Source organism: Allobosea sp. 10N428, assembly GCF_056394545.1.
The window spans coordinates 43,888-58,963 of the sequence record NZ_JBFTIC010000014.1 but is presented as its reverse complement, the minus strand read 5'-3'; the positions used below and the strand labels follow the sequence as shown (position 1 = coordinate 58,963).

The following is a 15,076-nucleotide window of genomic DNA, read 5'->3' as shown; positions in this document are numbered from 1 at the left end:
TAGCCGATCTGGAGGCGGCGCTGGATGTAGGAGGTCGAGGCCTTCTTGTCGCGCAAGACGACGGCGACCGCCTGCTCGTAGGGGTCGTCCGAGTCGACCGAACCCATGCCGGTCTTGTCGAAGACGGCGCCGTCCTCGTCCTCGGCGCCTTCCTCCTCCTCGGAGGTGACGGCGTCGAGATATTGCGGCCGGCCTTGCGTCTTGAGGTGAGCGACGACCTTCTCGACCTCGTTGTCGGAGACGAAGGGACCGTGGACGCGGGTGATGCGCCCGCCGCCGGCCATGTAGAGCATGTCGCCCTGGCCGAGCAGCTGCTCGGCGCCCATCTCGCCGAGGATGGTGCGACTGTCGATCTTGCTGGTGACCTGGAAGGAGATGCGGGTCGGGAAGTTCGCCTTGATCGTGCCGGTGATGACGTCGACCGAGGGACGCTGCGTCGCCAGCACGACATGGATGCCGGCGGCGCGCGCCATTTGGGCGAGGCGCTGGATCGTGCCCTCGATCTCCTTGCCGGCGACCATCATCAAATCGGCCATCTCGTCGACGATGACGACGATATAGGGCAGAGGCTCGAGGTCCATGACCTCCTCCTCGTAGAYRGCCTCGCCSGAATGCYTGTCGAAGCCGGTCTGGACSGTSCGSGTGATGATCTCGCCGGCGGCCTTGGCCTCGCCGACCCTGGCATTGAAGCCGTCGATGTTGCGCACCGCGAGCTTCGACATCTTCTTGTAGCGCTCCTCCATCTCGCGCACCGCCCATTTGAGGGCGACGACCGCCTTCTTGGGGTCGGTCACGACGGGAGTGAGCAGATGCGGGATGCCGTCATAGACGGAGAGCTCCAGCATCTTGGGATCGACCATGATCAGCCGGCACTCCTCCGGCTTCAGCCGGTAGAGGATCGACAGGATCATGGTGTTGATGGCGACGGACTTGCCCGAGCCGGTGGTGCCGGCGACGAGCAGATGGGGCATGCGAGCGAGATCGGCGATCACCGGCTCGCCGCCGATGGTCTTGCCGAGGCAGAGCGCCAGCTTGTGCTTGGTCGCCTCGAAATCCTGGCTGGCGAGCAATTCGCGCAGGAAGACGGTCTCGCGCTTGCTGTTGGGCAATTCGATGCCGATGGCGTTCTTGCCCTGCACCACCGCGACACGCGCCGAGACCGCGCTCATCGAACGCGCGATGTCGTCAGCCAGCGAGATCACCCGCGACGACTTCGTCCCCGGAGCAGGCTCAAGCTCATAGAGCGTCACCACCGGGCCGGGCCGGACCTGCGTGATCTCGCCGCGCACGCCGAAATCCTCGAGCACGCCTTCAAGCAGTGTCGCGTTCTGCTCCAGCGCGTCGGTCGAGACGGCGTTGGCCGCGACCTTTTTCGGCTCGGCCAGATAGGTCAGCGGCGGCAGTTCGAAACCTTCGCGGTCGAGGAGCGAGGGCTGCGCCTCGCGCTGCATACGCTTGCCGGGTTTGGGCGCCGCGCGCGGCATGGCCACCCGCGGCGCGTTGAGATCGCGCAGATCCTGCGGATCGTCATCGAGATCGAAGGGGGCGTCGATGTCATCCTGAGCCCGGCCCTTCGCCAGGGAGGGACGCGCGCCCGGAAGCGGTTCGGGATCGAACTCGGGAAGGCTGCGGCGGCTGGCCGGTGCCTCGCCGAACTGAGGCTCCCGGCGCACGCGGCCGCTTTCATCGCGCGGGACGACGCCTCGATCGACGGCGGGCTCGGGTGGCTGCGGCAGGCGGCGCAGGATGGCGGCGCGCAGGGCCATGGCGCCATGGGCGAGCCAGCCGATCAGGATCACGGTAATGCCGGGCTCGTCGTCGCGGCGCTCCTCGCCGTCCGACCAGCTATCCTCGGCCTCGTCGCCATCGAGCGCAGAGTCGTCGTCGGTGACGAAGCCGAAGCCGGCGGCGGCGGTGACGGCGAGAATGGCGATGCCGGCATAGAGGAAACCGACGAGGCTGCCGACGGCGCTGCCGGCAATGCCGGCGATGTTGCGTGTGCCGAAGAGCAGCCCGTCGCCGATGACGCCTCCCATGCCGGTCGGCAGCGGCCAGCGCGGCGTGGCCGGCAAGGCGCTGGCCACGGCGGCGGTCGCAGCGACGCCGACGACCCAGAGGCCGAGCTTGAGCGCGCCGCGATCGAAGAGATGGAAGCGCATGAGCCTGAGCGCCCAGATCATCGGCGGGAAGAGCAATGCGATGACGCCGAGGCCGATGAGCTGCATCAGCAGATCGGCGACCATGGCGCCGGGGCGCCCGAGCCAGTTGCGAACGGCGCCGCTGGTGGCGTTGTTCAGGCTGGGATCATCGACCGACCAGCTCGCGAGCGCGACGGCGATCGCGACCATCAGGGCCAGCACGCCAAGCCCGGTCAGCTCCGAGGCACGGCGCGACAGGAACTCCCGCACCGGATCGGGCAGGCGGTCCATGAGCGATTGGGAGCGGCGAATGGTGCGCATGCGGCTTTCGGGTCGTGTCCGGACTGTCGGGCCGCATCGTTCCGGCCATCAGGAAGAGGTTAGGAAGGCGAGGTTAAGACCCGCTTAACCTTGAACGCCATGCACCGCCTCCCGCCACCGGATGTCGGGAGGCCGTAAGGCCTAAGCGCGCGGGGCCGGCGGCAAGAAGAGAAAAACCCCGGCGGTTGCCCGCCGGGGTCCGGGATTCACGTGAAACCTGCAGGAGATCACATATTGTAAGCGCGCTCGCCGTGCTCGGCGATGTCGAGACCCTCGCGCTCTTCATCGGTGGTGACGCGCAGGCCGACGATCACGTCGACGATCTTGTAGAGGATCGCCGAGCCGACGCCGCTGAACACCAGCGTGAACAGCACCGCCTTCACCTGCGCCATGACGGCCGGGCCGAACTCGTAGGCGGCGACGACGAGCTCGCCGGGCTTGCTTGAATAATCCGGGATACCCCCGCCGCCGAGAGCGGTGTTGACCAGGATGCCGGTCGCGATCGCGCCGATGATGCCGCCGACGCAGTGGATGCCGAAGACGTCGAGCGAGTCGTCATAGCCGAGCGCGTTCTTCACCGTCGTGCAGAAGACGAAGCACACGACACCGACGACGAGCCCGAGGACGATCGAGCCCATCGGGCCGGCGAAGCCGGCCGCCGGGGTGACGGCGACGAGGCCGGCGACCGCGCCCGAGACCATGCCGAGCATCGAGGGCTTGCCCTTGACCGCCCATTCGACGAAGAGCCAGCCCAGCGCGGCGGCTGCCGTGGCGACGAAGGTGTTGATCATGGCGAGCGCGGCGGTGCCGTTGGCTTCGAGGTTCGAGCCGGCGTTGAAGCCGAACCAGCCGACCCAGAGCAGCGCGGCGCCGATCAGAGTCATCGTCAGCGAGTGCGGCGCCATCAGCTCCTTGCCGAAGCCGATGCGCTTGCCCATCATGATGCAGCCGACGAGGCCGGCGATGCCTGCGTTGATGTGGACCACCGTGCCGCCGGCGAAGTCGAGCGCGCCCCATTTGAAGAGCATGCCGGCATCGGCATTGACCGCGTCGAGCGCGGACTGCGCCGCAGCCTTGCCGTCCGCGCCGGCCTCGGCCAGCGCCTTGGCGGCGTTGCCGACCGCGTCAGGCCCGCCCCAGTACCAGACCATGTGGGCCATCGGGAAATAGATGAAGGTGACCCAGAGCACCGTGAACAGCAGCAGCGCGGAGAACTTCATGCGTTCCGCGAAGGCGCCGACGATCAGCGCCGGCGTGATGCAGGCGAAGGTCATCTGGAAGCAGATATAGACGAATTCGGGGATGTAGACCCCGTTCGAGAACGTGCCCGCCACGGTGGTTGCGTCGACGCCCCGCAGGAAGGCCTTCGAGAAGCCGCCGACGAAGTCGTTCAGCCCGCCGCCATTGGTGAAGGCGAGCGAATAGCCATAGGCGACCCAGAGGATGCAGACGACGCTGACAATTGCGAAGACCTGGGTCAGCACCGAGAGCATGTTCTTGGAACGGACGAGGCCGCCATAGAAGAGGGCGAGGCCCGGGATCGTCATGAGCAGGACGAGGATCGTCGAGCTCATCATGAAGGCGACGTCGCCCTTGTTGGGAACGGGCGGGGCGGCCGCCGGGGCCTGGGCGAGCGCGACGCCGGCCGAAACGGCGGCCAGTGCGAGGCCGATCGATCCGGCCCGCAGGGAAGTCCTCAAATTCATCGTCTAAAACTCCTGAAGGGTCGGGCTCAGAGGGCGTCGGCGTCGGTCTCGCCGGTGCGAATGCGCACGGCTCTCTCGATCGAGGAAACGAAGATCTTGCCGTCACCGATCTGGCCGGTGCGGGCCGCGGCGGTGATCGCCTCGATCACCTGCGGGACGAGCTCGTCGGAGACCGCGACCTCAATCTTGATCTTCGGCAGGAAGCTCACGGCATATTCGGCGCCGCGGTAGATTTCCGTATGCCCCTTCTGGCGACCGTAACCTTTGACTTCGGTCACCGTCAGGCCGTGCACGCCGATGGCAGTGAGCGCGTCGCGCACCTCCTCCAGCTTGAACGGCTTGATGATTGCCATCACGATTTTCATGTGCTGGGTTTCCCCGTTTGCGCCGCCCGGTCGTCAGCCCCGGCGATCTCGTTGCACCTCGCGCGCCCTGCGGTCGCAGTGCGTCGCACCATGCAATTCAAGGGACGTGCCAACCCGCTCCGGGAGCCTTAAGGGGGCATCCGGAGGTCAAATGAGGGGAATCAGATGTTGGGAAAGCAGGCGCTGCCTAGAAAATAGGCATGAGATTACCGGAGAAGCATGCGCCCAAAATATCGTCAGCCTAGATTCGGCCGCGGCCGGATGAGCCCTTCCTGGGCGACGGAGGCGACGAGGCGGCCCTGCCGATCGAACACGAGGCCGCGCGAGAAGCCGCGGGCGCCCGAGGTCGAGGGGCTGTCCTGCGAGTAGAGAAGCCATTCATCGGCCCGGAACGGACGATGGAACCACAATGCATGGTCAAGGCTGGCGCCCTGGATCTTCTGGTCGAAGACCGTGGTGCCGTGCGCGATCAGGCTGGAATCGAGCAGCATCAGGTCGGAGGCATAGGCCAGCACGCTCTGATGGAAAGCCGGCTCGTCCGGAAGGGTTTCCATCGCCCGGATCCAGACGTTGAACTTCGGCTCCATCTTGCCGCCGGTGCGATAACGCTCGAGCTCGACAGGGCGGATCTCGATCGGCCGCTTGCGCTGATAATAGGCCTGTATGGCATCCGGCATATGCGGCAGGACGCTCTTGGCCATCTCCTCCCGATCCGGCAGCTCTTCCGGCATCGGCACGCTCGGCATCGGCATCTGGTGCTCGAAGCCGGGCTCGTCGACCTGGAAGGAAGCGGACATGGCGAAGATCGCCTCACCCTTCTGGATGGCGAGCACGCGCCGCGTCGTGAAGGACCGGCCGTCGCGCAGCCGGTCGACTTCATAGACGATCGGAATCTCCGGGTCGCCAGGCAGCAGGAAATAGGCATGCAGCGAATGCGGTTGCCGGCCTTCGACCGTCTTGCAGGCGGCATAAAGCGACTGCGCGATGACCTGCCCGCCGAAGACGCGCGGCCAGTTCGACTTGGGGCTGCGACCGCGGAACAGGTTGCGCTCGAGCGGCTCGAGGTCGAGAATCGCCGTCAGGGAGGCGCTGATCTGAGACATGGCGGCGGGCATCGCGGTCAGTTGACGGAGCGGCCGGCGGCCCCCACAGGAACAGCCGGTTCGGCTCGCATCAGCAACGAGGCGTCCCGTGCCGTCAAGACGCTTGCCGAAGGAGCAGCAGCATGGCCATCGAGCGGGATTCCGACATGGGCATCGTCATCGCGGGTGGGGGAATCGCGGGGCTGACCCTGGCGCTGGCGCTGAAGCAGGTGCTGGGGAACGATTTCGCGATTACGCTGGCCGATCCGGCGCTGGCTGCACCGCCGCGCGACGACAACCGCGCCTACGCGGTGGCGGCCGGTGCCCGCGCGATGTTGGAGACGCTGGGCATCTGGGACGCCGTCGCAGGCTCTGCGCAGGCGATGATGGAGATGATCGTCTCGGACAGCCGCACGAATGATGCGGTGCGCCCGGTCTTCCTGACCTTCGATGGCGAGGTCGAGCCGGGCCAGCCCTTCGCCCATATGGTGGAGAATGCAGCGCTGGTGGCCGCGCTCAAGGCGGCCTGCGAGCGGGAAGGCGTCGAGCTGCGCGCGACCGGGGTGCGCCGTTTCACGGCAGAAGAAGCTGCGGTTGGGGTCGTCTTCGGTGACGGCTCACGTAGCGAGGCTACGCTGCTGGTCGCTGCCGACGGCGCGCGCTCGAAGCTGCGCGAGCAGGCCGGCATCGGCTGGGTCGGCTGGGGCTATGGCCAGTCCGGCATCGTCGCGACGATTGGGCATGAGCGTCCGCATGGCGGCCGGGCCGTCGAACATTTCCTGCCGTCCGGCCCGTTCGCGATCCTGCCGCTCGCCGATGGTGGCACCCTCGGCCACCGCTCCTCGATCGTCTGGACCGAGAGGAGGGAGAATGTCCCTGCCCTGCTCTCGCTCGATGCTGCCGACCTGCTGGCCGAGATCGAGACGCGCTTCGGGCTCGAGCTTGGCGAGATCGCGCTCGAAAGCGCGGTGAGCGCGCATCCGCTCGGCTTCGGTGTGGCACGGCGCTTCGTGGCTGAGCGATTCGCGCTGCTCGGGGATGCCGCGCATCTGATCCACCCCATCGCGGGGCAGGGACTCAACCTCGGACTCAAGGATGTCGCGGCGCTGGCCGAGACCATCGTCGATGCGGCCCGGCTCGGGCTCGATCCCGGCTCGCTCGACGTGCTCGAAGGCTATGAGAAGGCCCGCCGCTTTGACACCGTGGCGATGGGCGCGGTCACGGACGGGCTGAACCGGCTGTTCTCGAATGATGCGACGCCGATCAGGCTGGCGCGTGACTTCGGCCTGGGGGTCGTCGACCGGCTGCCGGGACTGAAGCGGTTCTTCATCCGCGAGGCAGCGGGCGTCGCGGGCGCGCCGCCTCGGCTGCTTAGGGGCGAGATGCTTTGACGGCCGTCATGGTCGGGCTTGACCCGACCATCTCGGAAACCAGAGCCTTCTTATTCTGAGATTCTCGGGTCGCCGCTATGCGGCGCCCCGAGAATGACGACTGGCCTCAATCCTCCAGCGGCCGGGCCTCTTCCGGCAGCATGATTGGGATGCCGTCACGGATCGGATAGGCGAGCTTCGCCGCCCGGCTGATCAGCTCCTGCTTCGTGGCATCGTATTCGAGCGTCGCCTTGGTCAGCGGGCAGACCAGGATTTCGAGCAGCTTGGGGTCGATACGGGTGCTGCGGTCGGCTTCGGTCATTCGGTTCGTCCTGTTCAGCCGCGCTTGCGCGGCAGGTCGGCCAGCATGCCGGCGGCCACCATCAGTTTCGGCAAAGTGAGGCCGGAACTCGCGATTGCGTTGACGGTCGAGCGGGTCCGTTCCGCCTCCTCGCCGCGCTCGGCAAGCCAGCTGTCCAGTGTGCCTTCGCCCTTGCCGGATGCGGAAGCCTCCTGGGTCAGGTTGGAGTGGGCGTCGTCGAGGGTTTCGAGCGCGCGCTCGCGGGCAAGGCGCTCGTAGTCGTCAGTCGCGGGGACGGCTGACGCCGCTGTCTTCAAGCTCGACAGGCCGAACAGCGCATCGATGCCGAAATGGATGCGGGCGACATCGCCGATCTCGCGCTTGCTGCGCTCGGCGATGTCGACGATGTCCGTCGCCTCGGCCATCGCCGGCAGGCTAGCGACGCGGGTGGCCAGTGCTTCGGGCACGCCTTCGGAGGTCAGCACCGCGATGCGGGCGAGACGGGCCTGCGAGGCGGCCTCGGGCAGCAAGCTGCCGAGCTCGGCCGACAGCTCTTTCACGCCCCTGGCATAATGGGCGATCGTTTGCTCGATGGTGCCGGGCTTGGCGACCGCGCGACGCAGGAACCAGCCCATGCGGTTGGTGACGAGTTCCTGGGCGGCGGCATAGAGACCGAGCTGTGTCTTGCCGGGGATCTTGGCGTCGAGCGCGTCGATGTCACCGTTGAGGGTGATCAGGTCGAAGGAGTCGCGGGCGATGGCGTAGGCGGCAGCGATGGCCGGCGCGCCCGAGCGGGTCAGCGCCGCCAGGACCGGGACCAGAGCCGGGCCGCCGCGGTTGACGATCGCATTGGCGAGCTGCGTCGCCACGATCTCCCGCCGCAGCTTGTGGCTGGCGATGGCGTCCGGATAGGCGTCCCGCAGGGCCTTCGGGAAATAGCGGACGAGTTCGCTGGCGAGATAGGGATCGTCCGGCACCGAGGATTCGAGCAATGCGTCGTGCAGCGAGAGCTTGGCATAGGCCAGGAGCACGGCGAGTTCCGGCCGGGTCAGGCCTTCGCTGCGCTTCTCGCGCTCGGCGAGCTGGGCGTCGCTCGGCAGATACTCGACCGAGCGGTCGAGCCGGCCGTCCTGCTCCAGCGTCTGCATCAGGAAGCGCAGGCCGGGCGTCGCCGCGGCGCCCTGCGCCTCGGTGAGCGAGAGCGCGAGTGTCTGCAAATAGTTGTTGCGCAGGACGAGATCGCCGACCTCGTCGGTCATCGCCGCCAGCAATTCGTTGCGCTTGTCTTCCTGGAGGCGGCCGTCCTTCACCGGGCCGGCGAGCGCGATCTTGATGTTGACCTCGACGTCGGAGGTGTTGACGCCGGCCGAATTGTCGATCGCGTCGGTGTTGAGCTTCACGCCCTTGCGGGCGGCCTCGATGCGGCCGCGCTGTGTCACGCCGAGATTGGCGCCTTCGCCGACGACCCGCGTCCTGAGATCGTTGCCGGTGATGCGGATCGCGTCATTGGCGCGGTCGCCGACCTGAGCGTCGGTCTCGTCGCTGGCGCGGATATAGGTGCCGATTCCGCCGAACCAGAGCAGATCGACGCGCGCCTTGAGGATCGCCGTCATCAGCTCGGGCGGTGAGACTTCGGCCTTGTCGAGGTCGAGCAGGGCACGGACCTCCGCGGAGAGCGGGATGCTCTTGGCCTGGCGCGAGAAGATGCCGCCGCCCTTCGAGATCAGCGTCTTGTCGTAGTCAGCCCAAGACGAGCGCGGCAGTGCGAAGAGGCGCTGGCGCTCGGCCAGCGAGGCGGCAGGGTCCGGATTCGGATCGAGGAAGATGTCGCGGTGGTCGAAGGCCGCGACAAGCTTGATCGCCGGGGAGAGCAGCATGCCGTTGCCGAAGACGTCGCCGGACATGTCGCCAACGCCGGCGACGGTGAAGGGCGTCGTCTGGATGTCGATATCGACCTCGCGGAAGTGGCGTTTCACCGCCTCCCAACCGCCGCGGGCCGTAATGCCCATGCCCTTGTGGTCGTAGCCCTGCGAGCCGCCGGAGGCGAAGGCGTCGCCGAGCCAGTGGTGCTTCTCCAGCGAGATTGCGTTGGCGGTGTCGGAAAAGGTCGCAGTGCCCTTGTCGGCGGCGACGACGAGATAGGGATCGTCGCCGTCATGGCGCACCGTGTCCGGCGGCGGCACGATCGTCTCGCCATCGAGGTTGTCGGTGAGCTCGAGCAGGTTGCGGATGAAGATGCGGTAGCTCTCGGTGCCCTCGGCCAGCCAGGCGGCACGGTCGGAAGCCGGAGGCAGCTGCTTCGGAACGAAGCCGCCCTTGGCGCCGACCGGCACGATCACGGCGTTCTTGACCTGCTGCGCCTTGACCAGGCCCAGCACCTCGGTGCGGAAGTCCTGCGGCCGGTCCGACCAGCGCAGGCCGCCGCGGGCGACCTTGCCGAAGCGCATATGGACGCCCTCGACACGTGGCGAATAGACGAAGATCTCGTAGAGCGGGCGCGGCAGCGGCAGGCCGTCCACCTTCGCGCAATCGAATTTGAAGGTGATGGTCTGGCGCGGATGGCCGTCCGGGCCGGTCTGGAAGAAATTGGTGCGCAGCGCAGCGTCGACCAGATTGATCAGGCGACGCAGGATGCGGTCTTCGTCGAGGCTGGTGACGGCGTCGAGCGCCTCCTCGATCTCGGCGCGCTTCTGGGCCATGCGCTGCTCGCGCTCGCCGGCCGGAACGCGCGGGTCGAACTTGGCATTGAAATAGGCGATCAGGCCCGAGGCGATGCCGGGATGGCGCGTCAGCGCATCGGCGATATAGCCCTGCGCATAGGGCGCGCCGGCCTGGCGGAGATAACGGCCGAAGGCGCGCAGCAAAGCGGCCTCGCGCCAGGCAAGGCCGGCGGCGAGGACGAGCTGGTCGAAGCGGTCGGATTCGGCGAGGCCGCGGAACTGCGCCATCAGGGCGGCCTCGATCGTCGGATCGAGATGCTCGATGTCGATCTCGCCGTCGTCGGCGCGCTCCAGCGACATGTCATGCAGCCAGACGCGGGCGTTCTCGCCGGTGCCCTGTGGCATGACGTTGTAAGTCCGCTCGTTGACGACGCGGAAGCCCATGTTCTCGAGCACCGGCACGCGGGCGGACAGCGAGATCGGCGCTCCGCGCGAGAAGACCTTGAGATTGGCGCGCTTGGCGTCGTCGCCCTCGCGCCGGTAGAGGTTGACGGCCCGGCCGCGCTCCGGCGTCAGCTGCTGCAGCATCTCGATGTCGACAAGCGCATCGGCAGCAGAGAAGCGTTCGCGATAAGCGGCGCCGAAGGCCTCGGCGTAGCGTTCGGCCAGTGCGCGAGCGGCCGGCCCAGCCTTCTCCTGATCGAGCACATCCTTGAGGCCGTCGCCCCAGGTGCGGACGATGGCGCTGACGCCGGCTTCGAGCGTGGCGCGGTCGATGCGCGGCGTTTTGCCCTCGTCGCGGCCGATGATGTAGTGGGTGCGCGAGAGCGGGCCTTCCGGATAGGCCGGATAGGCGGCCGAGATGCGGCCGTTATAGATCCGCGCCAGGAATTCGCCGACGCGCTGACGGACCGTGGTGTCGTAGCGATCCTTCGGGATGAAGACGAGGATCGAGACAAAACGGTCGAACTCGTCGACGCGGGCAAGCGCCCGGATGCGCGGGCGCTCGGTGAGCTGCAGGATGTCGAGTGCAAACTGCTCCAGGGTCGTCACATCGATCTGGAAGAGCTCGTCGCGCGGATAGGCGTCGAGCACGTTCATCAGCGCGCGGCCGGAATAGCTCGCCGGATCGAAGCCGATGTTCTTGGCGACGCGCGCGACCTTCAGCCTGAGATAGGGGATGGCGCGGGCCGAGCCGGTATAGGCGTTCGAAGTCAGGAGGCCGACGATGCGCAGCTCGCCGTCGAGCCGGCCGTCCGGCGTGAACAGCTTGACGCCGACATAGTCGAGATGGACGCGACGGTGGACCAGGCTCTTGACGTTGGCCTTGGTGATGATGAGCGCCTGGGGCTTGGCCAGGAAGGAACGCACCTCCGGTGTGGTCGTCACCAGCTCGCGGCCCTTGCGCAGCACCTTGACGGAGGGGTCGCGCAGGATGCCGAGGCCCGAGCCCTCGATCGGGTCGGCCGCGACGTCGCCGCCAGGGAATCGGTAGGCGCGGATGCCGAGCAGGGTGAAGTTGTCGCCGGCGATCCATTCGAGGAACTGCAGCGCCTCGGTGATCTCGTCCTCCGGCAGCGGCGGCGGGTTGGCGCGATAGGCCTGTATCACTTCGGTGATACGGCCGCGCATCGCGGCCCAGTCGTCGACCGCGAGCGCGACATCGGCATAGACATGCTCCAGGCCGGCGCGCAGCTTTTCGCGCGCTGCGGGCGTGTCGATGCGCGGGATATGGATATGCAGCAGGCTTTCACGCCGCGTGCCTTCCGGCGCGCGGCCGGTGGCTTCGCCGGCGAGCGAGACGAACTTGCCCTCGGCATCGCGCGCCACCGCCAGGATCGGATGCGCGACGAGGCGCGGCTCGTAGCCCTGATCCTGCAGCTCGGCCAGCGTCGAATCGAGCAGGAACGGTTTGTTGTCGTTGACGACTTCCAGGATGGTGACCTGGCGCTGGCGGTCACCCTCGCCGAACGCGTCGTCGCGGAAGCGCAGGTTGATCGTCTCGGGCTTGCGAGGCTCGGCCAGGTGCTCGTAGGCGGCGGCCGCGGTGTGAGCCAGCATATCCGGCGGCAGGGCTTCGAGGTCCTCGGCGACGGAACGACCGTAGAGAAGGCGGGGGAATTCGGCCGGCATCGCGCTCTTCAGGCCCGTCGCCGCGGCTTCGATGGCTGCGATCGCTCCGGCGGTCGCGTTCGTCACCCGTTTGCCCATGTGTCACCCCAGTTGTTTTGCAGCAGCGATGGCATAGGCTGCTCAGGCTTTCAACTTTGCCTTGCCTGAAAAAGCGGCAAAATTGCCGCACAGGATCTAACAGGATGCACCATGGCGACGAAGCATGACAAACCAAAGGTAGGCGAAGAGCCGGCGCGGCAGGATGCGCCGCCGCGGGTGATGGCGCTGGCGCTGAAGCCGGGACAGCTTTCGCCGGAGAATGACGCCTATTTCGAGAAGTGCCGGGAGAAGCTCGGATTCGTGCCGAATGTGCTGACGTCTTACGCCCATGACGACGCCAAGCTCTCGGCCTTCGCCGCCTTCTACAATGACCTGATGCTGGCGCCCTCCGGCCTGTCCAAGCTGGAGCGGGAGATGATCGCGGTCGCGGTGTCCAGCGTGAATCGCTGCTATTACTGCCTCGCCGCCCATGGCGCGGCCGTTCGCCAACTCTCCGGCGATCCGGTGCTGGGCGAAATGCTGGTGATGAACTACCGTGCGGCGGAGCTGTCGGCGCGGCATCGTGCCATGCTGGATTTCGCCGTGAAGCTGACTGAAACGCCGCATCTGATCGGCGAGAACGACCGGGAAGCCCTGCGCAAGGCCGGTTTCGGCGAGCGCGACATCTGGGACATCGGCGCGGTCGCGTCCTTCTACAACATGTCGAACCGGATGGCCTCGGCCGTCGATATGCGGCCCAACGCGGAGTATCACGGCCAGGCGCGCTAGCTCGATTTCGTCGGTCATAGCGGCCTCGCGAAGCGAGGTCCGACCCTCAAAAAGAAAACGGCCGGCGCAATGCCAGCCGCTAGTTGGCCTCGACTCGGTGGCCCGGCTCCACCGGAACTCCGGGGGGCTGGGGGGCTGACAAACCGGCGTTCAGCGAAACCGGGCCGTCGAGGCAACGAGGGGAGTTGAGCGGTGTAACTTGGCGGTCGCTGGGCGCGTTCGCGGCGAAAATGCGGCATTTGCGACGAATGCTTACCCAGCGCGCCAACGCGGACGAGCGCGATCGCTTGCCAGCGCAGCAGTGTGGGCGCATCATCGCCCGGTCACTTCGAGAGGCTCCGCTCAGGGAGGCGCCATGAGCGAAAGCGAAACGCCGCAATCGCAACCGGCTGGCGCGGTCGTCCATTTTCCGTCGCCGGCCCGGCCGGCGACAGTCACCTTCGACCGGCGCGAACTCAACGAATTGCTCAATCTCTATGGCCGCATGGTCGCGGCTGGTGAATGGCGCGACTACGCCATCGATTTCCTGAAGGACAAGGCGCAGTTCTCGGTGTTCCGGCGTTCGTCGGAGATGCCCCTCTACCGAATCGTCAAGGATCCGGCGCTGGCCCGCCGGCAGGGCGCCTATTCGGTCGTCGCCGCGACGGGGCTGATTCTCAAGCGCGGCTCGGAACTGTCACGCGTCCTGCAAGTGCTAGACCGCAAGCTCAGCATCGTGAACTGACCATCAACGGAGGTGTCGCTTCAGAAGGCCGGTCGCGAGCGGTCGCCTTCGCCCAGCTCCTTCTGCATCAGCATCTGGTCGAGCCAGCGGCCCTGCTTGAAGCCGACCTTCTCGGCCACGCCGATCAGACGGAAGCCGGCCTTCTCATGCAGGCGGCGCGAGCCCACCGAGGCGCCCGTGCCGTCCCCGATCACCGCGATCATCTGGCGGAAGCCGCATTCGGCGCAGGCATTGATCAATGCGTCGAGCAGGAGGCCGCCGACGCCGCGTCCCTGGGCTGTGGGAGCAACGTAGATCGAATTCTCGACCGTGGCGCGATAGGCGGGGCGCGGGCGGTAGGCGCCGGCATAGGCATAGCCCAGCAGTTCGCCTTCGCCTTCGGCGACGAGATAGGGGTAGCCGCCTGCCAGAATGGTCTCGAAGCGGCGGAGCATCTCCGTCTCGGCTGGTGGCTCCAGTTCCCAGGATGCGGTCCCATGCAGGACGGCATGGGCGTAGATCGCGCGGATGGCGGCGATGTCAGCCGGGCAAGCGGGTCGGATCGCGGGCGTCGTCATCGCTGCAGAATGAGCAATGCCCGTGCCAAAAGAAAAGCCCCGGCCGGGGGCCGGGGCTCGCTCCGGGCATGTCGCCCGCAAGATCGGCTCAGCGGCGGTCGCCGAGCAGGCTGATCAGCATCTGGAACATGTTGATGAAGTTCAGGTAGAGCGACAACGCGCCGTTCACCGAGATCTTCGCAGCCGATTCCGGATCCAGATCCGAAGAGAGATACATCTCCTTCAGGCGCTGGGTGTCCCAGGCGGTCAGGCCGGCGAAAATCAGGACGCCGATCACCGAGATGCCGAAGGACAGCGCGCTCGACGCCAGGAATAGATTGACCACCGAGGCGATGATCAAGCCGATCAGGCCCATGATCAGGAAGGAGCCCATGCCCGACAGCGACTTCTTCGTGGTGTAGCCGACGAGGCTCAACGCTCCGAAGGCGGCGGCCGTGATGAAGAAGACGCGCGTCACCGAAGCGCCGGTGAAGACGACGAGGATGGACGACATCGAAATGCCCATGACCGCCGCGAAGGCGAAGAACATGGTGCGCGCCGAAGAGGCGCTCATGCTTTCGGCCTTGAACGAGAAGAGCATGATGAAGGCGAGCGGGGCCAACATCACGACCCATTTCAGCGGGCTGAGGTAAATCGCCTGGCCAAGCGCGGTCAGGCCGGTGATCTTGCCGTCGGGCGTGAAGCCGGCAATCGCCAGCATCGAGATGCCGAGCGCGGCGAGGCCTGTGATGCCGAGGCCGATCGCCATGTTGTTGTAGACGCCGAGCATGAACGAGCGCAGGCCCTGATCCATCTCGACGGCGCTGGTCTGCTGTGCGCGGCCGGCACCCCAGACTGGAGCATTGCGGTCGAAGTTGCTCATTAAGAGAGTTTCCCCTGACGTAGTTTCGGACGACGGAAGGCACGCGAATG

The 15,076-nt window shown here is 66.7% G+C and carries 11 protein-coding genes; 3 read left to right on the top strand and 8 right to left on the bottom strand.

The features are described 5' to 3' along the window. The 4 genes from AC1DDA_RS25600 to tesB all read right to left on the bottom strand — a co-directional run. Positions 1-2,459 (bottom strand): DNA translocase FtsK (locus AC1DDA_RS25600; protein WP_476797877.1); only part of this gene is annotated, 2,459 nt, incomplete at its 3' end. Positions 2,460-2,686: 227 nt separating this feature from the next. Then, positions 2,687-4,165 carry an ammonium transporter gene (locus AC1DDA_RS25595; RefSeq protein ID WP_476797876.1) on the bottom strand — a complete coding sequence of 493 codons (1,479 nt, stop codon included), beginning with the start codon at positions 4,163-4,165 and terminating at the stop codon, positions 2,687-2,689. 26 nt (positions 4,166-4,191) lie between these two features. Further along, a complete protein-coding gene (locus AC1DDA_RS25590) occupies positions 4,192-4,530 on the bottom strand; it encodes a P-II family nitrogen regulator (RefSeq protein ID WP_441514255.1) in 339 nt (112 codons plus the stop codon). 236 nt (positions 4,531-4,766) lie between these two features. After that, complete coding sequence (gene tesB, locus AC1DDA_RS25585) at positions 4,767-5,633, bottom strand: acyl-CoA thioesterase II (RefSeq protein ID WP_476797875.1); 867 nt, start codon at positions 5,631-5,633, stop codon at positions 4,767-4,769. Positions 5,634-5,755: 122 nt separating this feature from the next. On the opposite strand from tesB, the gene AC1DDA_RS25580 reads away from it, so the two are divergent. Further along, a complete protein-coding gene (locus AC1DDA_RS25580) occupies positions 5,756-7,003 on the top strand; it encodes a ubiquinone biosynthesis hydroxylase (RefSeq protein ID WP_476797874.1) in 1,248 nt (415 codons plus the stop codon). A gap of 106 nt (positions 7,004-7,109) precedes the next feature. On the opposite strand, the gene AC1DDA_RS25575 is transcribed toward AC1DDA_RS25580, so the two are convergent. Continuing rightward, positions 7,110-7,304 (bottom strand): Trm112 family protein, encoded by a 195-nt coding sequence (locus tag AC1DDA_RS25575; protein ID WP_476797873.1) that lies wholly within the window; start codon positions 7,302-7,304, stop codon positions 7,110-7,112. A 14-nt stretch (positions 7,305-7,318) separates the two neighbouring features. Further along, a complete protein-coding gene (locus AC1DDA_RS25570; RefSeq protein WP_476797872.1) occupies positions 7,319-12,154 on the bottom strand; it encodes an NAD-glutamate dehydrogenase in 4,836 nt (1,611 codons plus the stop codon). Positions 12,155-12,334: 180 nt separating this feature from the next. Between AC1DDA_RS25570 and AC1DDA_RS25565 the strand changes: the two genes are divergently transcribed. Next, the gene (locus AC1DDA_RS25565) at positions 12,335-12,883 is read left to right on the top strand and encodes a peroxidase-related enzyme (protein ID WP_441514306.1); all 549 of its coding nucleotides are present in this window, start codon (positions 12,335-12,337) and stop codon (positions 12,881-12,883) included. Between the two features lie 355 nt (positions 12,884-13,238). Next, positions 13,239-13,607 carry a DUF2794 domain-containing protein gene (locus AC1DDA_RS25560; RefSeq protein ID WP_441514260.1) on the top strand — a complete coding sequence of 123 codons (369 nt, stop codon included), beginning with the start codon at positions 13,239-13,241 and terminating at the stop codon, positions 13,605-13,607. 20 nt (positions 13,608-13,627) lie between these two features. Here the strand turns inward: AC1DDA_RS25560 and AC1DDA_RS25555 are convergent, their stop codons facing one another. Both AC1DDA_RS25555 and AC1DDA_RS25550 read right to left on the bottom strand, forming a co-directional pair. Continuing rightward, a complete protein-coding gene (locus AC1DDA_RS25555; RefSeq protein ID WP_476781045.1) occupies positions 13,628-14,164 on the bottom strand; it encodes an N-acetyltransferase family protein in 537 nt (178 codons plus the stop codon). 88 nt (positions 14,165-14,252) lie between these two features. After that, positions 14,253-15,026, bottom strand: coding sequence for a Bax inhibitor-1/YccA family protein (locus AC1DDA_RS25550; RefSeq protein WP_441514262.1), 774 nt, complete (start codon positions 15,024-15,026; stop codon positions 14,253-14,255). Between the last annotated feature and the right edge of the window lie 50 nt (positions 15,027-15,076).

Bases quoted from the DNA above. Each gene is read 5' to 3' on its own strand.
- AC1DDA_RS25595 (WP_476797876.1), bottom strand. From the start codon at position 4,165: ATGAATTTGAGGACTTCCCTGCGGGCCGGATCGATCGGCCTCGCACTG.
- AC1DDA_RS25590 (WP_441514255.1), bottom strand. From the start codon at position 4,530: ATGAAAATCGTGATGGCAATCATCAAGCCGTTCAAGCTGGAGGAGGTG.
- tesB (WP_476797875.1), bottom strand. From the start codon at position 5,633: ATGTCTCAGATCAGCGCCTCCCTGACGGCGATTCTCGACCTCGAGCCG.
- AC1DDA_RS25580 (WP_476797874.1), top strand. From the start codon at position 5,756: ATGGCCATCGAGCGGGATTCCGACATGGGCATCGTCATCGCGGGTGGG.
- AC1DDA_RS25575 (WP_476797873.1), bottom strand. From the start codon at position 7,304: ATGACCGAAGCCGACCGCAGCACCCGTATCGACCCCAAGCTGCTCGAA.
- AC1DDA_RS25570 (WP_476797872.1), bottom strand. From the start codon at position 12,154: ATGGGCAAACGGGTGACGAACGCGACCGCCGGAGCGATCGCAGCCATC.
- AC1DDA_RS25565 (WP_441514306.1), top strand. From the start codon at position 12,335: ATGGCGCTGGCGCTGAAGCCGGGACAGCTTTCGCCGGAGAATGACGCC.
- AC1DDA_RS25560 (WP_441514260.1), top strand. From the start codon at position 13,239: ATGAGCGAAAGCGAAACGCCGCAATCGCAACCGGCTGGCGCGGTCGTC.
- AC1DDA_RS25555 (WP_476781045.1), bottom strand. From the start codon at position 14,164: ATGACGACGCCCGCGATCCGACCCGCTTGCCCGGCTGACATCGCCGCC.
- AC1DDA_RS25550 (WP_441514262.1), bottom strand. From the start codon at position 15,026: ATGAGCAACTTCGACCGCAATGCTCCAGTCTGGGGTGCCGGCCGCGCA.